Source organism: Pseudenemella bisphenolivorans, from assembly GCF_051133435.1.
Lineage (GTDB): Bacteria > Actinomycetota > Actinomycetes > Propionibacteriales > Propionibacteriaceae > JAAYAO01.
This window is the reverse complement of the sequence record NZ_JBPGNY010000002.1, coordinates 536,762-560,805: the sequence shown is the minus strand read 5'-3', so window position 1 is coordinate 560,805 and position 24,044 is coordinate 536,762. Positions and strand designations below refer to the sequence as shown.

At 67.7% G+C, this 24,044-nt stretch carries 27 protein-coding genes; 15 read left to right on the top strand and 12 right to left on the bottom strand.

The genetic code is table 11. The features are described from left to right. Nucleotides 1–399: 399 nt before the first annotated feature. The 6 genes from ACR4XW_RS07455 to ACR4XW_RS07430 all read left to right on the top strand — a co-directional run bounded on the left by ACR4XW_RS07455 (nt 400) and on the right by ACR4XW_RS07430 (nt 5,463). Entirely contained in the window at nt 400–786 is a 387-nt protein-coding gene (locus ACR4XW_RS07455) for a phage holin family protein (RefSeq protein WP_434759901.1), read from the top strand. Further along, nucleotides 783–1,289: a low molecular weight protein-tyrosine-phosphatase gene (locus ACR4XW_RS07450; protein ID WP_434759900.1), complete on the top strand. Its 507-nt coding sequence runs from the start codon at nt 783–785 to the stop codon at nt 1,287–1,289. The genes ACR4XW_RS07455 and ACR4XW_RS07450 overlap by 4 nt, the downstream gene beginning before the upstream one ends. Nucleotides 1,290–1,298: 9 nt before the next feature. Continuing rightward, nucleotides 1,299–1,994, top strand: coding sequence for a response regulator transcription factor (locus tag ACR4XW_RS07445; RefSeq protein ID WP_434759899.1), 696 nt, complete (start codon nt 1,299–1,301; stop codon nt 1,992–1,994). Beyond that, nucleotides 1,991–3,481, top strand: coding sequence for a sensor histidine kinase (locus tag ACR4XW_RS07440; protein ID WP_434759898.1), 1,491 nt, complete (start codon nt 1,991–1,993; stop codon nt 3,479–3,481). Before ACR4XW_RS07445 ends, ACR4XW_RS07440 begins: the two co-directional genes overlap by 4 nt. Nucleotides 3,482–3,562: 81 nt before the next feature. After that, nucleotides 3,563–4,792, top strand: a complete 1,230-nt coding sequence (locus ACR4XW_RS07435) for a YibE/F family protein (RefSeq protein WP_434759897.1) — start codon at nt 3,563–3,565, stop codon at nt 4,790–4,792. A 194-nt stretch (nt 4,793–4,986) separates the two neighbouring features. Beyond that, entirely contained in the window at nt 4,987–5,463 is a 477-nt protein-coding gene (locus ACR4XW_RS07430; protein ID WP_434759896.1) for a nucleoside deaminase, read from the top strand. Nucleotides 5,464–5,512: 49 nt separating this feature from the next. Here the strand turns inward: ACR4XW_RS07430 and ACR4XW_RS07425 are convergent, their stop codons facing one another. Beyond that, nucleotides 5,513–6,049, bottom strand: a complete 537-nt coding sequence (locus tag ACR4XW_RS07425; protein ID WP_434759895.1) for a YceI family protein — start codon at nt 6,047–6,049, stop codon at nt 5,513–5,515. Nucleotides 6,050–6,146: 97 nt separating this feature from the next. Here ACR4XW_RS07425 and ACR4XW_RS07420 point away from each other — a divergent pair, with 97 nt between their 5' ends. Together ACR4XW_RS07420 and ACR4XW_RS07415 are read left to right on the top strand one after the other, a co-directional pair. Next, on the top strand, nt 6,147–6,578 hold the full coding sequence (locus ACR4XW_RS07420; RefSeq protein ID WP_434759894.1) for a nuclear transport factor 2 family protein: 432 nt from the start codon (nt 6,147–6,149) through the stop codon (nt 6,576–6,578). A 34-nt stretch (nt 6,579–6,612) separates the two neighbouring features. Further along, a complete protein-coding gene (locus tag ACR4XW_RS07415; protein WP_434759893.1) occupies nt 6,613–7,929 on the top strand; it encodes an MATE family efflux transporter in 1,317 nt (438 codons plus the stop codon). A 95-nt stretch (nt 7,930–8,024) separates the two neighbouring features. Here ACR4XW_RS07415 and rplI read toward each other — a convergent pair whose 3' ends face one another. The 5 genes from rplI to trxA form a co-directional block, all read right to left on the bottom strand. After that, nucleotides 8,025–8,474: a 50S ribosomal protein L9 gene (gene rplI, locus ACR4XW_RS07410; RefSeq protein ID WP_434759892.1), complete on the bottom strand. Its 450-nt coding sequence runs from the start codon at nt 8,472–8,474 to the stop codon at nt 8,025–8,027. A 17-nt stretch (nt 8,475–8,491) separates the two neighbouring features. Beyond that, entirely contained in the window at nt 8,492–8,725 is a 234-nt protein-coding gene (rpsR, locus tag ACR4XW_RS07405) for a 30S ribosomal protein S18 (protein ID WP_434759891.1), read from the bottom strand. Nucleotides 8,726–8,787: 62 nt separating this feature from the next. Next, entirely contained in the window at nt 8,788–9,294 is a 507-nt protein-coding gene (locus tag ACR4XW_RS07400; RefSeq protein WP_434759890.1) for a single-stranded DNA-binding protein, read from the bottom strand. Between the two features lie 70 nt (nt 9,295–9,364). Continuing rightward, a complete protein-coding gene (gene rpsF / locus ACR4XW_RS07395) occupies nt 9,365–9,655 on the bottom strand; it encodes a 30S ribosomal protein S6 (protein ID WP_434759889.1) in 291 nt (96 codons plus the stop codon). Nucleotides 9,656–9,831: 176 nt separating this feature from the next. Next, entirely contained in the window at nt 9,832–10,197 is a 366-nt protein-coding gene (gene trxA / locus ACR4XW_RS07390; RefSeq protein WP_434759888.1) for a thioredoxin, read from the bottom strand. Between the two features lie 236 nt (nt 10,198–10,433). Between trxA and ACR4XW_RS07385 the strand changes: the two genes are divergently transcribed. Continuing rightward, nucleotides 10,434–11,783 (top strand): FAD-dependent oxidoreductase, encoded by a 1,350-nt coding sequence (locus tag ACR4XW_RS07385; protein ID WP_434759887.1) that lies wholly within the window; start codon nt 10,434–10,436, stop codon nt 11,781–11,783. Nucleotides 11,784–11,811: 28 nt separating this feature from the next. On the opposite strand, the gene ACR4XW_RS07380 is transcribed toward ACR4XW_RS07385, so the two are convergent. Continuing rightward, nucleotides 11,812–12,240 carry a pyridoxamine 5'-phosphate oxidase family protein gene (locus tag ACR4XW_RS07380; protein ID WP_434759886.1) on the bottom strand — a complete coding sequence of 143 codons (429 nt, stop codon included), beginning with the start codon at nt 12,238–12,240 and terminating at the stop codon, nt 11,812–11,814. Between the two features lie 170 nt (nt 12,241–12,410). Between ACR4XW_RS07380 and ACR4XW_RS07375 the strand changes: the two genes are divergently transcribed. Further along, nucleotides 12,411–13,589, top strand: a complete 1,179-nt coding sequence (locus ACR4XW_RS07375) for a thiolase family protein (protein WP_434759885.1) — start codon at nt 12,411–12,413, stop codon at nt 13,587–13,589. A gap of 76 nt (nt 13,590–13,665) precedes the next feature. Here ACR4XW_RS07375 and ACR4XW_RS07370 read toward each other — a convergent pair whose 3' ends face one another. From ACR4XW_RS07370 to ACR4XW_RS07355, 4 genes are all read right to left on the bottom strand, one after another. Continuing rightward, on the bottom strand, nt 13,666–14,838 hold the full coding sequence (locus ACR4XW_RS07370; protein WP_434759884.1) for an aminotransferase class I/II-fold pyridoxal phosphate-dependent enzyme: 1,173 nt from the start codon (nt 14,836–14,838) through the stop codon (nt 13,666–13,668). 36 nt (nt 14,839–14,874) lie between these two features. Next, entirely contained in the window at nt 14,875–16,713 is a 1,839-nt protein-coding gene (locus ACR4XW_RS07365) for a SulP family inorganic anion transporter (protein ID WP_434759883.1), read from the bottom strand. A 165-nt stretch (nt 16,714–16,878) separates the two neighbouring features. Then, nucleotides 16,879–17,739, bottom strand: a complete 861-nt coding sequence (locus ACR4XW_RS07360) for an SDR family NAD(P)-dependent oxidoreductase (RefSeq protein WP_434759882.1) — start codon at nt 17,737–17,739, stop codon at nt 16,879–16,881. 107 nt (nt 17,740–17,846) lie between these two features. Continuing rightward, nucleotides 17,847–18,728, bottom strand: coding sequence for a hypothetical protein (locus ACR4XW_RS07355; RefSeq protein ID WP_434759881.1), 882 nt, complete (start codon nt 18,726–18,728; stop codon nt 17,847–17,849). A gap of 158 nt (nt 18,729–18,886) precedes the next feature. On the opposite strand from ACR4XW_RS07355, the gene ACR4XW_RS07350 reads away from it, so the two are divergent. From ACR4XW_RS07350 to ACR4XW_RS07340, 3 genes are read left to right on the top strand one after another with little or no spacing between them, the layout of a single operon-like run. After that, nucleotides 18,887–19,939 carry a LolA family protein gene (locus ACR4XW_RS07350; RefSeq protein WP_434759880.1) on the top strand — a complete coding sequence of 351 codons (1,053 nt, stop codon included), beginning with the start codon at nt 18,887–18,889 and terminating at the stop codon, nt 19,937–19,939. Beyond that, on the top strand, nt 19,936–20,877 hold the full coding sequence (locus ACR4XW_RS07345; RefSeq protein ID WP_434759879.1) for an ABC transporter ATP-binding protein: 942 nt from the start codon (nt 19,936–19,938) through the stop codon (nt 20,875–20,877). The genes ACR4XW_RS07350 and ACR4XW_RS07345 overlap by 4 nt, the downstream gene beginning before the upstream one ends. Beyond that, the gene (locus ACR4XW_RS07340; RefSeq protein ID WP_434759878.1) at nt 20,864–21,688 is read left to right on the top strand and encodes an ABC transporter permease; all 825 of its coding nucleotides are present in this window, start codon (nt 20,864–20,866) and stop codon (nt 21,686–21,688) included. The genes ACR4XW_RS07345 and ACR4XW_RS07340 overlap by 14 nt, the downstream gene beginning before the upstream one ends. 12 nt (nt 21,689–21,700) lie before the next feature. On the opposite strand, the gene ACR4XW_RS07335 is transcribed toward ACR4XW_RS07340, so the two are convergent. Continuing rightward, complete coding sequence (locus tag ACR4XW_RS07335; RefSeq protein WP_434759877.1) at nt 21,701–22,312, bottom strand: class I SAM-dependent methyltransferase; 612 nt, start codon at nt 22,310–22,312, stop codon at nt 21,701–21,703. Between the two features lie 105 nt (nt 22,313–22,417). Here ACR4XW_RS07335 and ACR4XW_RS07330 point away from each other — a divergent pair, with 105 nt between their 5' ends. Continuing rightward, the gene (locus tag ACR4XW_RS07330) at nt 22,418–23,167 is read left to right on the top strand and encodes an SIR2 family NAD-dependent protein deacylase (protein WP_434759876.1); all 750 of its coding nucleotides are present in this window, start codon (nt 22,418–22,420) and stop codon (nt 23,165–23,167) included. A gap of 5 nt (nt 23,168–23,172) precedes the next feature. Beyond that, a complete protein-coding gene (locus tag ACR4XW_RS07325; protein WP_434759917.1) occupies nt 23,173–24,036 on the top strand; it encodes a mechanosensitive ion channel family protein in 864 nt (287 codons plus the stop codon). Nucleotides 24,037–24,044: the final 8 nt, after the last annotated feature.

Here is a 24,044-nt window from a genome sequence, read left to right as displayed (position 1 = left end):
AACTCGGCCAACACCGCCAACTCGACCACCCGATGCCGTGGCCTACCCGCCCGTTTCCTCATAGCCAAACACCTCCTGCACTCAGCATCTGACTGGGCATATCCGGGTCCCGCGACCCGAAATCAGGCCGGTTGCAGCAGCATGGGCGAGGTCCACACCCCCAGGGACCGCCGCACATCTTCAGTCGGCGCTCGGCAGGCACCCCGGGGACCAAAATCCCCAACTCACCCGCGCGAATCGGCCCGAAACACCCAGAACCGCCGGCTGAGTTGGGGATTTTGGTACCCCGACTTCCCCAGGAGAGCCCGAGAGCCCGGCCCTGAGCGAGCGCACGGGACGGGGGACGGTTCGGGGTCACCCCCGATGTGATTGCCGCGCCGCACCGGGCACGATGGAGCCATGATTGCGCGCTACCTGGCCTCCCTGATCGGGCTCGCCGTCGCCACCTGGTTGCTGCCCGGCATCACGATGGCCGACGGATCCCTCACCCAGAAGGTGCTGATCCTCGCGGTCGTCGCGGTGATCTTCAGCCTGGTCAACGCCCTGGCCAAGCCGGTGCTGAAAGTGCTGAGCCTGCCGCTGGTGCTGCTCACCCTGGGGCTGTTCCTGCTGATCATCAACGCCGCGATGATGCTCCTCACCTCCTGGCTGGCCGGAGCGTTTGGCGTAAGCTGGCATGTCGCTGACCTGCTCAACGCGATTGGAGGATCGGTTGTCGTGTCCCTGGTGTCGATGGTGGCGCTGAAACTGTTCGGTGAGGACGAGAAGAAGAGGGATCGCCGATGACCGCCCCGCTCGAGGTCGTCTTCGTCTGCCTGGGCAATATCTGCCGCTCCCCGATGGCCGAGCGGATCGCCGAACACCACGGCGGCGACCGTCCGGTGCACTGGTCGTCGGTGGGAACCTCCCGTGAGAACCAGGGCCTCGACATGGATTCCCGGGCCGCCCGCCGGCTGGAACGCTCCGGCTACCGCGGCACCGACCACGAAGCCCGTCAGGTCACCCGAAGCGATCTGGACGCCGACCTGCTGATCGCGATGGAGGAACGGCACCTGGCCCACCTGCGCCGGATGGGCGCCGATGAGGCCAAGCTGGCCCTGCTCACCGATTTCGACCCCGGGGCCGAGCCGGGCAGCGGTGTGCCCGACCCCTGGTACGGCGACGAGGACGGTTTCGACGACACCCTGGCATCCCTGGAGGCCGCCATGCCCGGCATTATGGCTCGTGTCGACGAGCTACTCGGGCAACGCGCGAGCGCCGTCGATGACGATGATGCAGCACGGCATTAAGGTTCGATCATGGAGATCCTGGTAGTCGACGACGACAAGGGTGTGCGCGAGTCGTTGGCTCGCTCATTGCAGTACAGCGGCTACGAGGTGGACACCGCCGCCGACGGGGTGGAAGCACTCGCCCGGCTGTCGGCCACCCGTCCCGAGGCCGTCATCATGGACGTGATGATGCCGCGGCTGGACGGGCTGGAAACCACGAAAATGCTGCGCTCCACCGGCAATGACGTGCCGATTCTGATTCTGACCGCCCGCGATGCCGTGGACGACAGGGTCGACGGATTGGACGCCGGGGCCGACGACTACATGGTCAAGCCCTTCTCCCTGGACGAGTTGCTGGCTCGCCTGCGGGCGCTGATCCGGCGCGCCGAACGTCAGGGCGAGACCGACGACCCGACCGCGTCCAGCCTCAAGTTCGCCGACCTGACGCTGAACCCGCACACCCGCGAGGTGTTGCGCGGCAGCCGCCACATCACGCTCACCCGCACCGAGTTCGCCCTGCTGCGGGCCCTGATGGAGCACCCCCGCCGGGTACTGGAACGCAGTTGGCTGCTGAACGAGGTCTGGGGTTTCGACTTCCAGACCACCGCGAACTCCCTGGATGTCTACATCGGCTACCTGCGCCGCAAGACCGAGGCCGAAGGAGAACCCCGGCTGATTTACAACGTACGCGGCGTCGGGTACGTGCTGCGTGACACGCCACCGTGATCAGCCTCCCGGCGCGCGAGAGCCGGCGCACCCGGAGCAACGACGATCGGGCCAACCGCAGCCGGGGTAATCGCATCAGGGCCAACCGCATCAGGGCCAATACAGCTCCGCTGCAACGCCGGGTCTTCCAGCTCACCGCACTCGCGGTGACGGCGGCGGTGGCGATCACCTCCATCGCCGGATATGTCGTCGCCCGGATCGCGATCTACCAGCAACTCGACCGCGAACTGCTTCACGCGGCCAATGAGGCTGCCGTGCCGATCGTGCAGGACTACCGCACGATGGGCGGGCTGCGCAACGACAACCTGCGCAGTATCAACGTGGTGGTGTCGCTGGTGCGCGCCGACGGTTCGGTGGTGCTGTCCTCCGCCGGGCCGGACGGCGAACTGGTGATCACCGCCGATGACGTCGCGATCGCGCGGCTGCAAACCGGGTTGTCCACCCGCACCGGTACCACCGTCACCGGGGCGCGACAACGGATCGCCGCCGTCCCACTGCCCGGCTTGGACGGCCGCTATGCCTTGGTGCTCGGACGTCCGCTGGCCCCCTACGACGCGATCCTGCGAACCCTGTTGGTGGTGTTGTTCACCTTCTGGCTGTTCGGCATCACCGCGGCCAGCGTGATCGGCAACCGGGTCGCCCGCTCCAGCCTGCGCCCACTGAGGCGACTGTCGGCGGCGGTCGCGCGGGTGACCGAGACCGACGACCTGCGTCCGATCACGGTGCGCGACCAGGACGAACTGGGCTCGCTGACCCGCTCGTTCAACACCATGTTGCGTTCCCTGGCCGACTCCCGCGACCGGCAACGCCAGTTGATCGCCGACGCCGGCCACGAACTGCGCACCCCGCTGACCAGCCTGCGCACCAACATCGAACTGCTGGTCGCCGACGAGAAAACCGGCATGCTGCCCGAGGGTGCCCGCGGCCAGATTCTCAAGGACATCGCCGCCCAACTGTCGGAGTTCACCTCGTTGATCGGTGACCTGGTGCTGTTGACCCGCGAGGACGGGATGGCTCCCGAGCCCGAGCCGATCGACCTGGCCGAGGTGGTCGACCAGGCCCTCGAACGGGTGCGGCTGCGTGGGCCGGGGCTGAACTTCGACGTTTCATTGGAGCCCTACGAGTTGATGGGCGAGCCCGATTCGCTGCAGCGGGCGGTGCTGAACCTGCTCGACAATGCGGTGAAGTTCAGCCCCGAGGCCGGCACCATCCGGGTCACGCTGCGCGACGGCCGGTTGGTGGTGTGCGACGAGGGCCCGGGCATTCCCGACAGCGACCTGACCAAGGTGTTCGACCGGTTCTACCGGGCCGAGACCGCGCGCAATACCCCCGGCACCGGGTTGGGCCTGTCCATCGTCGCCCAGACCGTCGCCCGCCACGGCGGCACCGTGACCGCCCGCAACGGCGCCACGGGAGGTGCCGAGTTCACCCTGGAACTGCCCCTTCAGTTCGAGGCGGCGGACGACACGTCCACTCGTCCGGGGTAGTAGCGTGTCTGCAACCACGAAGTCGACCACCGAGGCATAACACCGATGGCTCATTCACATTCACACACTCCCAAGGGCGAGTTGAGCGAGGAAGCAATCGCCCGCCAGCGCAAAGCCCTGCGGGTCATGATGGTGATCCTGATCCCGATCGGGATCTGGACCCTGGTCGGGTTGATCGTGATGTGGCCCGGCAATGTCGAGGAGCACATCAAGCAGGACGCCTCGGCCTACACCGTCGACGGTGTGACCATCGAGAACGGCAAGATCGTCGGGGTCGCCGAGGTCGACTGTTCCGGTGTCGAGGGTGGCGGATCGGGCAATACCGAGGCCCCCTGTGCCGACATGACCGTCGAGGTCACCAGTGGCCCCGAAACCGGTCAGCAGGTGCAGATGCAGTTGACCGCCGCGCACTATCAATCGGGTGCCGAGATCGGCCAGAAGGTGCGGATCTTCCGGATTCCGGTCGAGGGCGGCCCGGCCTCCTACCAGTTCTCGGACTTCTCCCGCTCGATTCCGCTGATCATCTACGGCTTGGCGTTCCTGGTGGCGGTGGTCGCGGTGGCCCGGCTGCGTGGTCTGATCTCGGTGCTCGGTCTGGCGTTCGCCGGATTCATCATGGTGAAGTTCATGTTCCCGGCGCTGATTTCGGGGGCGAACCCGATTCTGGTCGGCCTGATCGGATCTTCGGCGATCATGTTCGTGGTGCTCTATGCCGCGCACGGGTTCAGTACCAGAACCACCACTGCTCTGGTCGGCACCCTCTTCGGTCTGGGGCTGTCGGCCCTGCTCGGCTGGGTGGCGACCTCGTGGGGCCACCTCACCGGTGTCAGCGGTGAGGACGACTTCGTGCTGCTCGCCTCGGCCCCCGACATGCAGCTCACCTCGGTGGTGATCTGCGGCATGATCCTGGCCGGCCTCGGTGCCTTGAACGACGTCACGATCACCCAGGCCTCGGCGGTCTGGGAGCTGGCCGAGACCGACCCCGAGGGCGGCAATATCTTCCGCCGGGCGATGCGCATCGGCCGTGACCACATCGCCTCGTCGGTGTACACCCTGGTCTTCGCCACCGCCGGTGCCAGCCTGTCGGTGCTGCTGCTGATCTCGATCTACAACCGTCCGCTGCTGCAGGTGATCGAGTCGGAGCAGTTCGCCGTCGAGATTCTGCGCACCCTGGTCGGCTCGATCGGTCTGGTGCTGGCGATTCCGCTGACCACCGCGATCGGCGCAGCGGTGGTGGGTGCTTCGAAGAAGACCGAGTCGCTCAAGCCGGTGGTGACCACGAGCACCGATCGCCTGGTCGACCTCGACTGATTCCGCAGATGCAACCGTTACTCGTTCCTGCGTCACCTAGTTCATGACGCAGGAACGAGTTTGAGTTGCATGTGCAAAGGGGACGGGGTTACTCGTAAGTATTACTGGCCGGTACTTACACGCGTGTGATTCATCCACACCTGTGGATAACTCTGTGGAACAAGCTCGTGCCGCCGGCCACTATGGTGGGCCTCATGATCACCGAAGCTGACCTGCCCTACCTCGAACAGGCCGTCGACTTGGCCGAAGAGGCTCTGGCCGCCGGCGACGAACCCTTCGGTTCGGTGCTGGTGTCGGCCGCCGGTGAGGTCTTGTTCACCGACCACAACCGGGTCTCCGGCGGCGACCGCACCCGGCACCCCGAGTTCGAGATCGCCCGGTGGGCCGCCGAGAACGTCTCCCCCGAGGAGCGCGCCCGCGCCGTGGTCTACACCTCCGGCGAGCATTGCCCGATGTGTGCGTCCGCGCACGCCTGGGTGGGGCTGGGACGGATCGTGTACGCCACCTCGTCGGAGCAACTCACCGCCTGGCGTCGCGAAATGGGCGGGCCGGCGTCCCCGGTGGCCCCGCTGCCGATCCACCAGGTTGCCCCGGGCATTGAGGTGGACGGCCCCGAGCCCGGGCTGGCCGACCGGGTGCGCCGCCTGCACGAGCAACGACTGGCCCGCTGAGCCCGGGCCTCCCGGAGCGGCGCGCTGCCCCGGGACCCGGACAGCACACTCAGAGAGTGGCGGTGACCTTGAGCTGTACCGGGTCGGCGATCTTCAACGCACCGAGCATCGCGCTGAAGGGCTTGATCCCGAAGTTCGTCTGCACCACGGTGCCGGTGAGGGCATAACCCTCGGGCCCATGAGTGAGGGCGAGCTCCAGCGGAGCGCTGCGTCCGGCCAGATTCAGGGTGCCGGAGACCTGGGCCGCATCCCAGGTACCGGAGATCGTCTGTGACGTGAACTCGGCGCTCGGGTGACTGCCGGTGTTCAACGACTTCGCCGCGTTCTTGACGATCTCGCGGCGGTCCTTGTCGGACAGCGGTTTGGCGCCGCCGGTGCCGTCCACCACCTGCAGTGAGGTGAGGTCGATGGTGGCGGTCACCGAGCAGTCGGCGACCTCCTCGGCCACGGTGACGGTGGCCGTCCAGGTGCCGACCTCGATGGTGAGGTCGTGGCCGAGCTTGCCGGCCACACCTTCCCGGGAGGTGTTGAGGGTCATCCGGCCGTTGGCCGCGGAGAGCTGATGGGTGCCAGTTTCAGGTTTCACCCCTCCAGTGTGGTTCACCGACCCCAACGACCCGCAACCGGACCCGTTGCGTGGAAGGGCTCTTGCCAATCCGGCGTGGGCAAGCCATCGTCCGACCATGCGCACACCAGCCGAGGTTCAGATCCACAACCTGATTCACCGCTATGCCGACCACATCGACAACGCCCGCTTCGAGCAGGCCGCGGACCTGTTCCGGCGAGCGGTGGTGGTGATGGGTGGCGAGGAAACCGACGCCGACGGGGCTTTGGCCAGATGGCGCTCCGTCGTCACACTGCACGACGGCCTGCCGCGCACCCACCACCTGATGCACAACGTGATCATCGACTTCAACGACGACCACACCGCGGCCGAGGTCGACACCAAGTACACCGTCTTCCAAGGCCTCGACGGGACGATCCGGCCGATCATCACCGGCGGATACCGCGACGCCTTCGCCTGCGAGAACGACGAGTGGTTCTTCACCCGCCGCGAATACCGGATGGGCCTGCTCGGCGACCTGTCGCAACACCTCGAGTCCCGGGCGACCTGACTGCCCCGTCCCGGTCGGCGTATGGTGAGCCGACGTGACCCGTCCGCCCGCCACCCGTCGCCTCGACCGGGAGATTTTCGCCCTCGCCCTGCCGGCCCTGGCCACCTTGATCACCGAACCGTTGCTGGTGGTCGCCGACTCGGCGATCGTCGGGCACCTGGGCACCACCGAACTGGCCGGGCTGTCACTGGCCTCCAATGTGATGGGCGTGCTGCTGGGTCTGTCGGTTTTCCTGGCCTACGGCACCACCGCCGCAGTTGCCCGGCGCCTGGGAGCCGGTGATCGACGCCGCGCGATCGAGGGCGGCATCGACGGGATGGTGCTCGGCCTGATCGTGGCCGCCGGCATCGCCCTGCTGGTGTCGGTGTTCGGACGCACCGTGCTCGGCTGGTACGACGCCCCCGTCGACGTACAGGACGCTGCCTGGAGCTACCTGCGGATCACCGCCTTCGCCTTCCCCGGTTTGTTGGTGAACCTGGCCGCGACCGGGGTGCTGCGGGGGCTGCAGAACACTCGCACCCCACTGGTCGTGGCGATCGCGGTGAACCTGATCAATATCGCCCTGACCCTGACCTTCGTCTATGTCGTCGGGTTGGGCCTGCCCGGCGCTGCCTTCGGCACCACGATCGCGGCCACCGGCGGCGGTATCACCCTCGCCACGGTGTTGCTGCGCGGGGCGGTGCGCGAACGAGCCTCGATCGCGCTGCGTCCGCGCGGGGTGGCCGAGGCCGCCCGGTCGAGCAGTTGGCTGATCCTGCGGGCTCTGGCCCTGCAGATCAACATCACCATCACCACCGCCACCGCGGCCACCACCGGGGCGATCGGGCTGGCCGCGCACCAGGTCGCCAACACGCTGTGGAATGCGATGGCCTTCGTGCTGGACGCCTTCGCGATCGCAGCACAGGCCCTGATCGGGCACCGGCTCGGGGCCGGGGACGCCGACGGTGCCCGGGCGGTCACCCGCCGGGTGATGCTGTGGGGTGCCGGATCGGCGGTACTGGTCGGCGCCCTGCTGATTCTGGTGCGGCAACCGATCGCGGGCTTCTTCACCCCCGACACCGAGGTGCAACGGTTGCTGATGTCGGTGCTGGTGGTGTTGGCCCTGGTGATCCCGATCGGCGGGGTCGTTTTCGTCCTGGACGGGGTGCTGATCGGGGCCGGCGACGCGAAGTACCTGGGCCTGGTCGGGCTGATCGTCACCGCGGTCTACGCCCCGGCCGCCTGGGTGGTGTGGCACTACGAGCTCGGCCTGACCTGGTTGTGGGTGGCCTACGGCATCTCGATCCTGGCCCGGATGATCACCCTCGTGGTGCGCCAACGCGGCACCGCCTGGATGCGGCTGGGCGACTGACGCCCCAATACCCAACAAAACACCTGCGGACCGCCCCGTGGTGGGACGGCCCGCAGGTGCAGGTTCGCGGACGACGAACGTCCGGATTCAGCGGGTCAGGCCTTCGCGGTGACCTCGACCGGGATGTGCGCGGTAACCGCTTCGTGCAGCTTGACGCCGACGATGTGGGTACCGACGGTCTTGATCGGCTTGGCGATCTCGACCGAGCGACGGTCGATGTTCGGGCCACCGGCCTTCTTCACCGCCTGGGCGACGTCGGCGGCGGTCACCGCACCGAAGAGCTTGCCCTCGGCGCCGGCGTTGGCCTCGACCGACACCGACAGGCCCTCGAGCTGGCTGCGCACCTCGTCGGCGTGCTCCTGGTTGCGGATGTCGCGAGCATCGCGGGCACGCTTGATGCCCTCGATCTGCTTCTCCGCACCGCGGGTCCAGCGGATGGCGTAGTTGCGCGGCAGCAGGTAGTTACGGCCGTAGCCGTCCTTGACCTCCACCACGTCTCCGGCGATGCCGAGGTGGTCGACAGCAGCAGTCAGAATGACCTTCATGAACGTGTCGTCCTTTCTCAGCGAGCCGTCGAGGCGTACGGCAGCAGGGCAACCTCGCGGGCGTTCTTGATCGCGATGGCAACCTTGCGCTGCTCCTGGACGGACAGTCCGGTCACCCGGCGGGCGCGGATCTTGCCGCGCTCGGAGATGAACCGGCGCAGGGTGGCGGTGTCCTTGTAATCGATGTGCCCGACCCGGGTCGTCTTGACCGGGCCGGTCTTCTTCTTGATCGGCTTGCGTGAAGCGGCCATTGTGGTGCTCTCCTTTTCGAGCCCGGCGTGAGCCGGAATGTGCCTGGTGGTTCAGTGAGCGATCAGAACGGAGGTTCTTCGCTCTGGGCCGAGGCCCACGGGTCGGCACCGGCGCTGCGGTTGCCGCCCTGATCGGACTGCTGCGACGATCCGCCGCCCCAGTCGCTCTGGTATCCGCCGCTGCGCTGACCGCCGCCGCCCCCGCCGCTGGTCTTGGTGACCTTCGCGGTGGCGTAGCGCAACGCAGGGCCGATTTCGTCGACATCGATCTCGAAGACCGTGCGCTTCTCACCCTCGCGGGTTTCGTAGCTGCGGGCCTTCAGCCGGCCTTGCACGATCACGCGCATGCCCTTGGTCAGGGATTCGGCCACGTTCTCGGCCACCTGGCGCCACACCGAGCAGTTCAGGAACAGCGCTTCGCCGTCCCGCCACTCGTTGGTCTGGCGGTCGAAGGTGCGGGGGGTGGACGCAACGGTGAAGTTGGCCACCGCAGCCCCCGAGGGGGTGAACCGAAGTTCGGGATCGGCAGTCAGGTTGCCGACCACGGTGATGATGGTCTCGCCGGCCATGATGTCTCCTGTCGAAGTCGCTGGTTACAGCCTGCCAGTTGGCTCTGACAAAGCTGCTATGGGCAGCTGATCAGTGCAGGTCGGGGCGGATGACCTTCGTCCGCATGATCTGCTCGTTGATGCCCATCAGCCGGTCCATCTCCTGCACATCGGCAGGGTTGGCGGTGACGTTGAGAACCACGTAAATGGCCTCGGACTTCTTGTCGATCTCGTATGCCAGTCGGCGCCGGCCCCACACATCGACATTGTCGACGGTGCCGCCACCCTTGGTGATCGTCTGGGTGTACTGCTCCACCAGCGGGTTGACCTGACGCTCGTCAAAGCTCGGGTCGATGATCACCATGATCTCGTAATTGCGCATGCGCGTACCCCACCTCCTACGGTCTCTGCGGCCACGGGACGTCCCCGTGACAGGAGGGCGTATGCCGACCCGGAGCATTCGAAGAACCGGGCCAGCGCGCCACTTTACCGCCCCCGCACGCTCGGCGGCAAACGCCGGACGGCCCGGGACGGTCGGTTGAAATCGAGCTCGGTTGCTCAGGCCTCTTCGGCCGGTTGCACCTGCTTGCGCACCTCGTCCATGTCGAGTTCGCGCACCGCGCCGATCACCTGCTCCAGCGAGGCCGCGGGCAGCGCGCCGGCCTGGTTGAACACCAGGATGCCGTCACGGAAAGCCATCAGGGTGGGAATGGAGCGAATCTCCAGGGCAGTGGCGATCTCGTGCTCGGCCTCGGTGTCGACCTTGGCGAAGGTGATGTCGGAATGCTTCTCCGAAACCTCTTCGAAGATCGGCCCGAAGGTACGGCACGGACCGCACCATTCCGCCCAGTAGTCGACCAGCACGATGCCGTCCGCGCTGATGGTTTTGCCGAAGTCGTCCTTGGTGAGGTTGATCGTGGCCATCGGTGAGGGCCCCTTCCACGTTGCTGTCGATTCGAATGAGACGGTATCCCACAGGACATCTCACCCAGCTCCAACACCGATACAGCCCAGGGTATTCCCGGCCCACCCACGGCAGTGTTGTGGCGCCGTGTTGTGGTGCCCCCGCGCAGCGGAAGAATTGCCTTCGCGCAGCGGGAGAATTGCGGCGCAACGGGAGAGCTGTGGCGCTCGTCACACGAAGCTGCTAGGTGTGGAACATGCACCGCCGCATCGCGATCGTGGGCGCCGGCCCGTCCGGACTCTTCGCAGCACAGGCCCTGGTCGCCGCCGAAGCGCCCGGGCTCGAGCTCAGCGTGGACCTCATCGACCGGCTCCCGACCCCTTACGGCCTGCTGCGCTACGGCGTGGCCCCCGACCACACCTCGATCAAATCGGTCGCCAATGCCCTGGCCCGCACCTTCGAATCCGAGCGGGTGCGGTTTCTGGGCACCGTCGATTTCGGCACCGATGTCACCCGCGAGGAGCTGCTGGCGTCCTACGACGCGGTGATCTACGCGGTCGGGGCCAGTGAAGACCTGCGGATGAACATTCCCGGCGAGGACATGGCCGGCAGCATCTCGGCCCGCGAGTTCGTCGCCTGGTACGGCGGACACCCCGATGCCCGGCCACAGATCCTGGACGGAGTGACTTCGGTGGCCACCATCGGGGTCGGCAATGTGGCGGTCGATGTGGCCCGGGTGCTGGTCAAGGATCCGCACGATCTGCACGTCACCGACATGCCCCAGGCCGTCCTCGACACCCTCGCCGAGCACACCGTCACCGAGGTACACGTGGTCGGCCGCCGCGGCCCCCAGCACGCCTCCTTCACCAGTAAAGAACTGCGCGAACTGGTGAATCTGGACGGGGTGCAGGTCGCGATCGACCCGGGCGCCTTCGACGGCATCGACCTCGATGAGCTCGACCGGCGCACCAAAACCAACGTCACCGTGCTGCAGGAGGCCGAGACCCGACAGGTCGACAATCCGCGGGCCCGGCTGGTGTTCCACTTCTGGGCCCGGCCGGTCGAAGTGCTGCACGCCGAGGACGATTCGGTCAACGGCCTCGTATTGGAACGCACCACCCTGGACGACAACGGCCGGGTGGCCGGCACCGGAGCGACCTTCGCGATCGCGGTGCAGCGGGTGCTGCGCGCGATCGGCTACCGCTCGGTGCCCCTGCCCGGGGTGCCCTTCGACGACCGCGCCGGCATCGTGCCCAATATCGAGGGACGGGTGGTCGACGCCGAGGGCACAGTGCAACCGCGCGAGTACGTCGCCGGCTGGATCAAGCGCGGGCCGGTCGGGGTGATCGGGACGAACAAGTCCGATGCCGCCCAGACCGTGGGCCATCTGCTGGCCGATCTGGCCGATCAGCCCGCCACCGAGCGTCCGAGCCTGGACGATGTCTTCGCCGCCCGGGGCTTCCGGGCCTCGACCTTCGCCGACTGGCAGGTGATCGACGCCGCCGAGATCAGCCTCGGTGAGAGCCGTGATCGGGAGCGCACCAAGATCGAGGGCTGGGCCCAGTTGCTCGACCTGATCCGGGCCGAACAGGACGCCAACGCCTGAGCGGATGACCCGAGCAGGCCGACCCGGTTCAGCGCAGCATCGACTTCCAGGGACGGCGCAGTTGGTAGGCCCGTCCGGTGATCTCGGTCGGATCGACCCGGATGAAGATGTCCCGCGGCGGAAGGTCACCGGTGGTGTCCAACCAGGGCCGCACGCGAACCTGAGTGAGTTCGATCTCGTCCTCGGCGGCCACCACCGAACCCCGTCCGCGCACGATCACACTGCGGCCGATCTCACCGTCGATCTCGTCGATCTCGATCACCACATCGTGGCCGGTGAGCACCCCGGCGAGTTTGCTGTCGGGGGCGGTGGCGAACACCAACTCCCCCTCGTGGGTGCCGTAATTGATCGGCATCACATGCACCCGATCGTCCAGGAGGTAACCCAGCCGGGCGAGCTCGTGGCGTTCCAGCATCTCCCAGCATTGCTCGACATCGAGGACTTCCGCCTGTGTCATGAGCCACCGCCTCCTTCGCCTGTGCCGTTCAGCCTATCTGTCCGGTCGCAGCGACGGCAGAGCACCGCCCGCGTTCCCGCCTTGACCGGTGTTAGCAAACGCCAGCTAACGCTCTAGACTGGGCTCCGCCAGCGTCGGCAAAAGAGGTCGGCGGGATTCGAAGGAGTTTCATGTCTGACAGCAAAGTCGTCATTGTCGACGGCGCACGTACCCCGGTGGGATCGTTCGGCGGCGTCCTGAAGGATGTGCCGGCCCACGAACTGGGTGCGACCGCCACCCGCGAGGCCCTCAACCGCGCCGGCGTCACCGGAGCAGACATCGACGAAGTGATCATGGGTTGCATCGGCCAGGTCGGCCCCGATGCCTACAACGCCCGCCGGGTTGCCCTCGCCGCCGGGCTGCCGCAGAACGTGCCCGCCTTCACCGTGAACCGACTGTGTGGTTCGGGTCTGCAGGCGATCTGGTCGGGTCAGATGGAGATTCAGACCGGCGCCGCCGACATCGTCGTGGCCGGTGGGGACGAGTCGATGAGCCGGATGCCGTACCTCGATTTCGGCGCCCGTAACGGTTACAAGCTCGGTAACCGCACCCTCTACGACGGCACCGTCGGGATGGTGACCGACCCCTTCAACGACATCCACATGGGTGTCACGGCCGAGAATGTGGCGGCCAAGTACAACGTCAGCCGCGAGGATCAGGACGCTTTCGCCCTCGAATCGCAGCGCCGGGCCGCCACCGATGCCGCCAAGGCCGCCTTCGCCGAGGAGATCACCCCGGTCGAGGTGGGCGGGCGCAAGCCCTACACCGTCGACACCGACGAACACCCCAAGCCGGACACCACCCTGGAGGCCCTGGCGAAGCTGCGTCCGGCCTTCCAGAAGGACGGCACCGTCACCGCCGGTAACGCCTCGGGCATCAACGACGGCGCCGCCGCGCTGGTGTTGGCCCGCGATTCGGTGGTGGCCGAGCGGGGTCTGACCGGTCTGGTCACCATCGAGAAGGTCGTCGTGGCGGCCAACGAGCCCGAGTTGATGGGCTACGCCCCGACCCTGGCGGTGCGCAAGCTGCAGGAGGTCACCGGCACCACGGTGGCCGACTGGGGCACCGTCGAGCTGAACGAGGCCTTCGCCGCCCAGGCGCTCGCGGTGATCCGCGATGCCGGCCTGGATCCGGAGAAGACCAACCCCTACGGCGGCGCGATCGCCACTGGTCACCCGGTGGGCGCCTCCGCGGCCATCCTGACCCTGCGCGCGGCCAAGGACATGGTGCGCCGCGACCTGGAACTGGGCGTGGTCACCATGTGCATCGGTGGCGGGCAGGCCCTGGCCGCCCTGTTGCGCCGGATCTGAGCCTCCGACGTCCTGCGAGGGCGCTGAACGGGTCGGCGCGGCCATGTCGTGCTGCCTCGCCCAGCGCCCTCGTCGGCTAACGCGCCTGGAAGTCCAGAATCCTGCCGACCGCCTCACGCAACACCGACTCCCCCGCCGCCAACGACAGCCGCACCGCGGTGCCGCCGTGCACGGTGTCGAAGTCGACCCCGGGGGTGACCGCCACCCCGGTGGCCTCCAGCAGCGCGTCGGCCCAGGCCCGGGTATCGGCGAAGCCGCCGAGCACCGGGGTGATGTCGGCGTAGACATAGAACGCGCCGTCGGCCGGGGCGATGTCGGCCCAGCCCAGCTCGCCGGCGGCGTCCAGCACGACCTGCCTGGCGCGGGCGTGGTCGGCGACGGCGGCGAACCCTTCGGCGTAACTGGCCTCGGTGAAGGCCTCGACCGCGGCATGTTGGGCCGGTACCGGGGCGCACAGGGCGTAGTTGCCGGCCAGGGCATCCATCGCGGCGCGCAGGTCGTCGGGCACCAGGGTCCAGCCGAGTCGCCAGCCGGTCATGCCCCAGAACTTGGAGAAGGATTCGATCACCAGCGCCGACCGATCGGTCGCCCAGGCGCAGGCCCCGGGGTCGGACGGGTCGGCGGTGATGCCGTGGTAGATCTCATCGCTGACCAGCCGCACTCCGTTGTCGGCACACCAGGCGGCAATCTCGGCGAGGTCGTCGGCCGACACCATCGTGCCGGTCGGGTTGGCCGGTGAGGCCAGCACGAAACCGGCCAGCGGCGCCTCGGCATGGGCGGCGGCGAGTTGTTCCACCGTGGGTCGGTAGTGCTGCTCGGGGCCGCAGTCGAGTTCGACCACCGTGCAGCCCAGGGAGCTGAGGATGTTGCGGTAGGCCGGGTAGCCGGGACGGGTCAGTGCAACCCGGTCACCGTGGTCGAAGGCGGCCAGGAACCCCACCAGGAAGGCGCCGGAGGCGCCGGTGGTGATCAGGATGTTGGCCGGATCCACGTCCAGGGAGTACCAGCGTCGGTAGTGTCCGGCGATCGCCGCACGCAGTTCGTGCAACCCGAAGGTGGTGGAGTACCCCAAGGGGGTGCCGTCGGTGAGCACCTCGGCGGCCCGGCGGCGCACATCGGCCGGGGCTCCCTGGGCCGGTTCCCCGGCGCACAGCGAGATCACCTCCCGGCCCGCGGCCCGCAACGAGGCGACCTTGTCGAGCACGGTCATCACTTCGAAGGCCGGCACCTGGGAGCGTTGGGAAGCCATGACGGTCAGCGTAATCCCACCGGCTCCGGCCCGGGTTCAGTGCCCGGGCTCGTCCGTCCGGTTTGGATCGGGTTCCACGATCGGTTGGGGCGGAATCTCCGGAAAGGTGAAGCCCGGGACGGGGTGGCCGTGTTTCTGCTCGTACCAGGCGGCGTAGGCGGCGACGGCGGTGGGCAGGGTGGCGTAGAGGTGTTCCCCATTCTCATCGGTGAAACCGGCAGCGGTGAGTTCATCGCGCACCTCTTGTTTCACCCGGGCCATCGCGAAGACGATGCCGCGGGCCTCGAGTTGTTCGCGTAGCTTCTTCAGCGCGTCCACTGCGGTGAGGTCGATGTGGGTGTTGGCTTCGGCGTTGAGCAGGAACCATTCGGTGGGTGTTTCGGCGACGGCCACCGCGATCAGTGCCCGTTCGGTGAAGTCCTCGGCGTTGGCGAAGAACAGCGGGCTGTCGTAGCGGTAGGCGACCAGGCCGGGAATCTGGGTGGTGTGCTCGTGGTCGTCGATGTCGTGCATGCCGGCCATGCCGCGGACGTAACCCAGGATCGCGTCGTGCGGGCTGGTGATCCGGCGGAACAGGTCGAGCAGCGACAGCGCGATCGCGATACCGATGCCGGCCAGCACGTCGAACAGCAGCACCGCGACGGTGGTGCCCAGGGCCAGTACGAGTTCGCTGGTGCGAAAGCGCGCGATCCGTTTCAGTTCGGCGATGTCGACCAACCGGATCGCGGCATAGACCACCACGCCCCCGAGGGCCGCCATCGGAAAGGCGGCGAGCACCGGCCCGGCCAGATACATCGCGGCGATCACCGTCATCAGGGTGACCAGTGAGAACAGTTGGGTGCGCGAGCCCATCGAGTCACCCAGGACGGTGCGCGACCCGCTGCTGCTGACCGGAAAGCCCTGCATCATGCCCGAGGCAACGTTGGCCGCACCGAGGGCCAGAAACTCCTGGTTGCTGTCGATCGTCTCGCCGCGCTTGGACGCAAACGCCCGTCCGGCGAGCACGTTGTCGGAGTAGCCGACCACCGCCACACCCACCGCGGCCGGGATGAGTTGCCACAGGTCGATGCCGTCGAAGGACGGCACTTGGGGCATCGGCAGGCCACGGGGTACCTCGCCGATGACGGTCAGGCCGAAGCGTTCGAGACCGAACAGTGCGACCGCGGCTGCCGACACCAGCATCGCGATCAGGGGGCCCGGCCAGTTCGGTGCCCAGCGTTGGAAGACGAACAGGGTGACCACGACCAGCCCGGCCATCACCACCGTGGGCAGGTGCGCCTGCGGGAGTTGGTTGATCAGGCTCCACAGTTTGGCGGGCAGGTGGGAGCCGTCCAGTTCGAGTTTGGTGATCTCGTCGAGTTGGCTGACGATCATCAGCGCCGCGATGCCGGCCATGTACCCGACCAGCACCGGACGTGACAGCAGTTCGGCGAGGAAGCCGAGCCGGGCGATGTAGCCCAGCAGGCAGATCACCCCGACCGCGATGGCCAGTACCGCGGCCACGGCGGCGTACCGGTCGGGGCCCCCGGCGGCACCGAGCAGGGCGGCCACGGCGGCGGCCGACATCAGCGCGGTACTGGATTCCGGGCCCACCGACAGTTGCCGCGAGGAACCGAGCAGGGCGTAGGCGAGCAGCGGTCCGATCGCGGCCCACAGGCCCACTATCGGTGGCAGGCCAGCCACCTCGGCGTAGGCCATCACCTGAGGAATCAGGTAGGCGGTGACGGTGATTCCGGCCAGCAGATCACCGCGCAGCCACCTGCGGTCGTAGTGCCGCAGCACGTGGACGCCCGGCATGACGCGTCCCCACCACGGCACGTCGTGATTGCGACGTTGGGCGCGGCGCCGTTCCTGGTCCTCCGCGGAGTGCGGCATGGCCCGAATCTATCCGCACCGAGCGTCCATCGGCACCGGGCTCTATCGACAGCCCCGCCCCCTTCTCGCAAATGCAACCCGTACTCGTTCCTGCGTGGCCTACTACGTGACGCAGGAACGAGTACGGGTTGCGCGAGCGTGAATGAGCGCGGTTGCCGGACTGCGCTACTGGACGACCGCCGAGCTGTATTCGAAGGGTCCGCCCAGGAAGGCGCGCGGCCCGACCGGGGTACGGCCGTCGATATCGGTGATACCGAGTTCGGCGCCGACCTCGGCCGAGATCACCACGGTGCCGGAGCGCTCCATCAGGTCGTCGGCACGCCAGAGCCCGTCGATCACCCGTCCGACGAACTCGGGGGTCTCCGAACCGTCGGCGGCACCGGCGTAACGCTCATCGTCGGATTCGAAAATGTGGGCGGTGCGTTCGGTGCGCAGCAGTCCCATCCACACCGACATCGCCGCCACCCCGTGGGGCTTGAAGTCGACGGCCATGTCGTGGGCCATCTTGTCGACCCCGGCCTTGACCATGCCGTACACCGGCCCGTGCATGTACGCGTTGGCACCCGCCGAAGAGGTATTTACCACCAGGCCGCGCTCGGAGTTCACCAGCAGTGGGGCGGCGTACCAGCTCGCCACGTAGCTCGACCGCAGCCCGACGTCCATCATCTGCAGCATGTCCAGCGGCTTCTCCCAGAAGGGGCCGGGCGTGGTCAGGTCGTCGTGGATCATGTACGCGTTGTTGACCAGCAGATCAACGCGGCCGTGCTCGGTGCGGATCTGCTCGAAGAGGGCCTCGACCTGGGAGTCGTCGGCGTGATCGACGTGTACCGCGATACCTCGTCCGCCACGTTCGTTGATCTCCTCGGCGGTGCGGCCGACCGATCCGGGCAGAGGCGCGTCGCCGTCGTTGCGGGTGCGGCCGGTGACATAGACGGTGCTGCCGGGAGTACCCAGGGCCAGGGCGATGCCCTTACCGGCTCCTCGGCTGGCTCCGGTGACGACGACGATGCGTTCGTTGTCCGACATGGGTGTCCTCCTGGGTTCGGGTGCGCCCCACGGTAGAGAAGGATCACTCCGGCGAGGAATGTCGGCTCCCGGGCACCGGGAAAGCGGTTACGTGCGTCGAGATCGGTTCAGTTGAGCGGTACGCGGGGTTCCTGGCCGGGACGGGCCGACCCCCGATAGGTGGTCACGACGAGTTGGTCGTCCATCACCGCGATCCAGAAATCGTCGATCTTGCCGACCTTCTGCTCGAGCGCGTCCCGTGCCGCCATCACCCGGTCACCGGTGATCTTGGTCAGGTCGAACTCCGGATCGAAGTCCCACGAGGACTCGCCGCGGTCACAGGTCGTGAGCAGGTGACCGAGGTCGTTCGAGTTCGGGCCCCCGTACCGGGTGACGCTCGGAGTGCAATTTCCTCGTCGCGGTCCGTAGCCGTGCACGTCGTGGGTCTCGGTGGCTGCCGGGTCGGAGCCGCCCGGGCCGGTGAACATCACCTTCACCGCCTTGTCGCCGACCGAACCGCGGATGATGCCCAGGGCTTCGTCGATCGCTTCGGGCGACCAGTCGTCGACCGGGCCGAGTTCTTTGCCGTCGAACTCGGTGGTCCAGGTGCCGAACTCCGATCCCTGTGCGCAGGTGCTGCGCACCACCATGCCGCCACCGAGCAGCGAGTCACTGTGCACCACCGGCACCCAACCGTCCTCGCAGTCGAGCTTGTCGCGGATGGCGCCCAACTTCTCGAGATCGAAGTCCGCCAGTGGACGGCGACGCTGTTCGTAACGCTGCTCGACCCGGGTGACCTCGCCCTTCTCGGCCCCGATCTCGGCGCCGGCTTCACGGTCGAGGCTGCGGATCGTCAACCGGGTGTCGATCAACGTCACGCTGGTCACCTGATCGTCGCCCAGCTCCTCGGCCAGCATCTCGGCGGTGTCGGCCATGTCCTTGCCCGGCGCACCACACCCGGCCAGTAACACAGCAGTAGCCATGGCCAAGGTGATCGCACGGCGTTTCATGCGCTCACTGTAATCATCGAGCGTCTCAGTGCCGCTTCCTCCGACAGCCCTGCTGCAACCTGCCCGTTTTCGGGCGAGCAAGCCATATCCGGGGTCGGTGCCCGATTCTCAGGCTGTTTGCAGCAGCACTGTTGGTTCCCAGCACCTAGACTTGGCCCATGGCGTGGACGCAGAAGCACCCGATCACCCGCTGGGCGGTACCTGCTGCTGCCGTGGCCGCGATCGCGGCGATGACCGTGATCCCGATGGCCGGGGCGGACCCGAAGCTGCCCCCGAAGAGCCCCGAGCAACTCCTGGTCGACATCCACAACTCGAATGTCGACGAGTTCCACGGCACCGTCGAGACCAGCGCCGACCTCGGTCTGCCCGCCCTGCCGGGCGATTCGGACTACACCGCACTGCTGTCGGGCACCCACACCGTGCGGGTCTGGCAGGACGGTGCGGACAAATCCCGGGCCTCGCTGATGGGTGAGGACAGTGAAACCACCGTGGTGCGCAATGGCGACGACGTGTGGCAGTGGTCGAGCAAGGACAAGACCGCCAAGCACGCCACCGTGCCCGAGCACGAAGGCGAATCGGGCAAACACGCCGGCGACACGACACCCCAGCAGGCCGCCAAGGAGATCCTGGCCGCGGTCGAACCCAGCACCGAGGTGACGGTGACCGATTCGGAACGGGTCGCCGGACGCCCGGCCTATGTGCTGGTGCTGGAACCGAAGTCCGACCAGACCCTGGTCGAGCGGGCGACCATCGCGGTCGACAGCGAAACCAGCACTCCGCTGCGGGTGCAGGTATTCGCCTCCGGCACCGAGCGGCCGGCGATCAGCGTCGGCTACCGGTCGGTGGACTTCACCGCACCCGACCCGTCGGTCTTCGACTTCACCCCGCCGTCGGGGGCGACGGTCGAGGAAGTCACTCCCGAGAAGCACCCCGACAAGAAGCACGAGAAGTCGCAGCCGGAACCGACCACGGTCGGTGAGGGCTGGAACCGGGTGACGGTGATGACCATGCCGCCGATGCCGCCCCCCTCCGAGCCGTGTGCCAAGCCGACCGATCTGGAACAGTGGCTCGACCAGTTGCCCGAGGTCTCCGGCTCCTGGGGCAAGGGCAAAGTGGTGAAGACCAACCTGGCCACCGCGGTGCTGACCGATGACGGCCGGCTGGCGTTCGGCCTGGTACCGGTCGACACCGTGGTCGACGCCATTTCGTGAACGAACCGGAATCGGCCGTCCTGACCTCGGGGCTGACCAAGAACTTCGGCGCCCAACGCGTGGTCGACAACATCGACCTGCAGGTTCCGCGCGGTTCGGTGTACGGCTTCCTGGGCCCCAACGGTTCGGGCAAGACCACCACGATCCGGATGCTGCTCGGGCTGATCCGCCCCAGCTCCGGCACCGCCACCGTGCTCGGTGAACCGGTCGGTCGCGGCGACGCCCGGGTGCTCGGCCGGGTCGGTGCCCTGGTCGAAGGGCCCGGCTTCCACCCCTACCTGTCCGGACGGGAGAACCTCACCCGGCTCGATGCCGCTGACCTCAACGCCGACCCCGCAACCTGCCGCACCCGGGTTGATCAGGCCCTCGACCGGGTCGGCCTGGCCGCGGCCGCCACCAAGCGCTACCGCGCCTATTCACTGGGCATGCGCCAGCGCCTCGGCATCGCCGCCGCCCTGCTACAACCCCGCGACCTGCTGATTCTGGACGAGCCCACCAATGGTCTCGACCCGCAGGGCACCCGCGAGGTGCGTTCCCTGCTGGCCGATCTGAATGCCGACGGGCTGAGCGTGCTGGTCTCCAGTCACCTGCTCGGTGAGGTCGAACAGATCTGCTCCCACGTCGGCATGATGCGCACCGGCGTGCTGGTCAGCCAGGGCCCCCTGGCCGAGGTGCGTTCCAGCGCCCAGCCGCGGGTGAATCTGCGCACCCCCGATCAGGAAACCGCCGCCCGGGTGCTGACCGGCCTGGGCGTCGTCGATGTAGAACCGGTCGAGGACGGGGTCACCGGCTTCATCGATGCGGACGAACCCGCCGAGAAACTCGTCGTCGCCCTGGTCGACGCGGGAGTGGCGGTACAGGGTTTCGAGGTGGCCCGGCCGAGCCTGGAAGACCTGTTCATCGCCCTGACCGGGGAGGGTTTCGATGTCAGCGGGTAGGGCTCTGCGGCTGTTCCGGTCCGAACTGCGCCTGATCGCCGGACGGCGCCGCAACCAGGTGGGCCTGGCCGTGTTGGCCGCGGTGCCGGTGGTGATGGCGCTCGCGATCCGGGTGTCCCGTCCGACCGGACGCGGCCACGGCCCGGATTTCATCACCGACATCAGCGAGAACGGCTTCTTCGTCGCACTCAGCGCACTGAGCGTGATGATCACCTTCTTCCTGCCCCTGGCCGTATCCGCCCTGTGCGGTGACGCGATCTCGGGGGAGGCGAACCAGGGCACCCTGCGCTACCTGCTGACCGTCCCGGTGCACCGCACCCGGCTGCTGATCACCAAGTACGCGGCCCTGGTGGTGGGAGCGGTGATCGCCCCACTGGCGGTCGCGGTGGCCGGGCTGCTGGCCGGCTGGTTGTTGTTCGGGCTGAAACCGGTGCGGCTGTTGTCGGGCAACGAGATCCCACTGGTGGAGGGCTTGGGCCGACTGGCGCTGCTGGTCGGTTACCTGGCCATCTGCCTGGCCGCGCTGGCCGCGGTCGGGTTGTTCATCTCGACCCTCACCGAGCAGCCGGTGGCCGCCACCCTCGCAACCGCCGGGGTGGTGATGGTGCTGTGGATCCTGCATGCGGTGCCCCAGTTGGACTGGCTGCACCCGTGGTTGCTCGTGCACCACTGGACCGACGGGGTCGATCTGTTTCGCGAACCGATCTTCACCGACAACCTGACCCGCGGAATGCTGCTGGCGGCCGGTTACATCGTGGTCTTCGGCAGTGCCGCCTGGGCCCGGTTCGCCGGTAAGGACATCACCAGTTGATTCGGCAACGGCTCAGTCGCGGCCCAGCACCGCGACCAGGAACCCCGATTCGTCGGTGAACGGACGCAGATCCCAGGTCGACAGCAGATGCTGCGCAGCGAGCCCCACCGACCGCGCATCGGAGAGGAACTGGGCGAAGTCGTAACCACGTCCGGCCCCGAAACCGACCACCGCTCGTCCCCCCTCGGCCAGATGCCGGGCGAAGCCGTCCAGCACATTCACCTGGGTGTCGGGCGCGAGGAAGGTCATCACGTTGCCGGCGCAGACGATCAGGTCGAAAGGGTCCGGCACGCCACGGGCGGGCAGGTCGAGTTCGGCCAGGTCCGCCACCAGATAGGTCGGCCCGGGGTGGTCGACCTCGGCGGCGGCGATCAGCTCGGGGTCCACATCGACTCCCACCACCGTGTGCCCCTGCCGGTGCAGGTGGCCGGCGATCCGGCCCGGCCCGCAGCCGGCATCCAGAATCCGCGAATCCCGGTCGGCCATCGCATCGATCAGCCGCGCCTCACCGGCCAGGTCCTGACCGTCGGCCGCCATCGCCCGGAACCGTTCGATGTACCACTTCGAGTGCTCGGGGTTCTCGGCGGTGATCTTCTCCCACTGACTGGGGTTCTGCTTGCTCACGGTGCTCCTGGACGACGGGGACGGGTGACTCGAGCCTAGGCGACCGCACCGTGAAAGAACGGCTACCGGCTTGGTCGTCGAGCACGGGCGGGTACCGTTTCAACCATGAGAGCCGACCCCGTCGATCTGCTGGCCGAGGCGGAGAGGATCACCGTGCTGAGCGGCGCGGGGATTTCCACCGAATCGGGTATTCAGGACTTCCGCGGCCCACAGGGCCTGTGGACGCAGAACCCGAAGGCCGAACTCATCTCCCATCTGGATTCCTACCTGGGCGACCCCGAGGTGCGCCGGGCCGCCTGGCAGTACCGTGCCGCGTCCCCCGTCTGGCAGGCCCGTCCGAACCCGGCCCACGAGGCCCTGGTCGAACTGGAGAAGCAGGGCCGCTTGCAGGCGATCATCACCCAGAACACCGACGGCCTGCACCAGGTGGCCGGCAATGCCGACGACAAGGTGCTGGAAGTCCACGGCTCGGTGCGCGAATGGCAGTGCGATTCCTGCCCCGCCACGGGCCCGATGATCGATCAGATCGAACGGGTGCGCGCCGGCGACCCCGACCCGGATTGCCCACGCTGTGGCGGCATCACCCGGGCGACCACGATCCTGTTCGGCGAAATGCTGGTTCCCGAGGTACTGGACGCGGCGTTCGCGGCCGCCACCGACTGTGATGTGTTGCTGACCGTGGGCACCAGCCTGACCGTCCAGCCGGTGGCCGGCCTGGTGCCGACCGCCCTGAGTGAGGGCGCCCGGGCGGTCATCGTCAACGCCGAGGAGACCCCCTTCGACGATTGGGTGCACGCGGTGGTGCGCGGCCGGCTGGGTGAGGTGCTGCCGCGGCTGTTGGGTGTGGCGGCGTGATTGCCATGCTGACCGTGGATTGGCCCGAAACCGCGATCGTCATCGCGGTCACCCTGCTGGTGGCGATCCTCGGCCGCTGGGTGGTGGTGCGGGCGATCCGCCGGGTGGTGGCCAACTCCATCGCCCGGGCGGACAAGCGCGCGGCGGAACGCCCCGGGGTGCTCGCCCGGGCCGCCGGGTTGACCCACGAGCGCCACAAACAGCGCACCGCGACGATGGGGTCACTGCTGACCAATGTGGCCACCATCGTGATCGTGGTGCTCGCCCTGTTGACGATCATGTCGGCGGTCGGGCTGCCACTGGGGCCGCTGCTGGCCTCGGCCGGTATCGGCGGCGTGGCACTCGGTTTCGGCGCGCAATCGCTGGTCAAGGACTACCTGTCGGGGTTGTTCATGCTGTCGGAGGACCAGTACGGCGTCGGTGATCTGGTCGACACCGGGGAGTGCAAGGGCACCGTCGAGGAGGTGACCCTGCGGATCACCCGCCTGCGCGATGCCGAAGGAGTGATCTGGTACGTCCGCAACGGTGAAATCACCCGGATCGCGAACCACTCCCAGGGCTGGTCCACCGCGATCATCGACCTGCCCGTCGCCAACGACGAGGCCCCCGCGAAGGCGATCGCGGCACTGCGGGACGCGATGACCGAACTGACCGAGGGCGGCACTCTGGCGGACAAACTGCTCGATGCCCCGACCGTCCTCGGGGTGGAATCGCTCAGCGGCAACACCATGACGCTGCGGATCATGGCCCGGTGCGAGCCGAACCAGCAATGGGGGGTGCAGCGGGTGATCCGGGAGAAGGGCCAGGAGGCCCTGGCGGCTGCCGGGGTGCGCGCCCCGAGGTACCCGGGTCTGCCACCCACCCCCTGAACGCGTCC

Excerpts from the sequence above, each read along its gene's own strand:
- ACR4XW_RS07455 (WP_434759901.1), top strand. The coding sequence starts at position 400 with ATGATTGCGCGCTACCTGGCCTCCCTGATCGGGCTCGCCGTCGCCACC.
- ACR4XW_RS07450 (WP_434759900.1), top strand. The coding sequence starts at position 783 with ATGACCGCCCCGCTCGAGGTCGTCTTCGTCTGCCTGGGCAATATCTGC.
- ACR4XW_RS07445 (WP_434759899.1), top strand. The coding sequence starts at position 1,299 with ATGGAGATCCTGGTAGTCGACGACGACAAGGGTGTGCGCGAGTCGTTG.
- ACR4XW_RS07430 (WP_434759896.1), top strand. The coding sequence starts at position 4,987 with ATGATCACCGAAGCTGACCTGCCCTACCTCGAACAGGCCGTCGACTTG.
- ACR4XW_RS07420 (WP_434759894.1), top strand. The coding sequence starts at position 6,147 with ATGCGCACACCAGCCGAGGTTCAGATCCACAACCTGATTCACCGCTAT.
- rplI (WP_434759892.1), bottom strand. The coding sequence starts at position 8,474 with ATGAAGGTCATTCTGACTGCTGCTGTCGACCACCTCGGCATCGCCGGA.
- rpsR (WP_434759891.1), bottom strand. The coding sequence starts at position 8,725 with ATGGCCGCTTCACGCAAGCCGATCAAGAAGAAGACCGGCCCGGTCAAG.
- ACR4XW_RS07400 (WP_434759890.1), bottom strand. The coding sequence starts at position 9,294 with ATGGCCGGCGAGACCATCATCACCGTGGTCGGCAACCTGACTGCCGAT.
- rpsF (WP_434759889.1), bottom strand. The coding sequence starts at position 9,655 with ATGCGCAATTACGAGATCATGGTGATCATCGACCCGAGCTTTGACGAG.
- trxA (WP_434759888.1), bottom strand. The coding sequence starts at position 10,197 with ATGGCCACGATCAACCTCACCAAGGACGACTTCGGCAAAACCATCAGC.
- ACR4XW_RS07385 (WP_434759887.1), top strand. The coding sequence starts at position 10,434 with ATGCACCGCCGCATCGCGATCGTGGGCGCCGGCCCGTCCGGACTCTTC.
- ACR4XW_RS07380 (WP_434759886.1), bottom strand. The coding sequence starts at position 12,240 with ATGACACAGGCGGAAGTCCTCGATGTCGAGCAATGCTGGGAGATGCTG.
- ACR4XW_RS07375 (WP_434759885.1), top strand. The coding sequence starts at position 12,411 with ATGTCTGACAGCAAAGTCGTCATTGTCGACGGCGCACGTACCCCGGTG.
- ACR4XW_RS07370 (WP_434759884.1), bottom strand. The coding sequence starts at position 14,838 with ATGGCTTCCCAACGCTCCCAGGTGCCGGCCTTCGAAGTGATGACCGTG.
- ACR4XW_RS07365 (WP_434759883.1), bottom strand. The coding sequence starts at position 16,713 with ATGCCGCACTCCGCGGAGGACCAGGAACGGCGCCGCGCCCAACGTCGC.
- ACR4XW_RS07360 (WP_434759882.1), bottom strand. The coding sequence starts at position 17,739 with ATGTCGGACAACGAACGCATCGTCGTCGTCACCGGAGCCAGCCGAGGA.
- ACR4XW_RS07355 (WP_434759881.1), bottom strand. The coding sequence starts at position 18,728 with ATGAAACGCCGTGCGATCACCTTGGCCATGGCTACTGCTGTGTTACTG.
- ACR4XW_RS07350 (WP_434759880.1), top strand. The coding sequence starts at position 18,887 with ATGGCGTGGACGCAGAAGCACCCGATCACCCGCTGGGCGGTACCTGCT.
- ACR4XW_RS07340 (WP_434759878.1), top strand. The coding sequence starts at position 20,864 with ATGTCAGCGGGTAGGGCTCTGCGGCTGTTCCGGTCCGAACTGCGCCTG.
- ACR4XW_RS07330 (WP_434759876.1), top strand. The coding sequence starts at position 22,418 with ATGAGAGCCGACCCCGTCGATCTGCTGGCCGAGGCGGAGAGGATCACC.
- ACR4XW_RS07325 (WP_434759917.1), top strand. The coding sequence starts at position 23,173 with ATGCTGACCGTGGATTGGCCCGAAACCGCGATCGTCATCGCGGTCACC.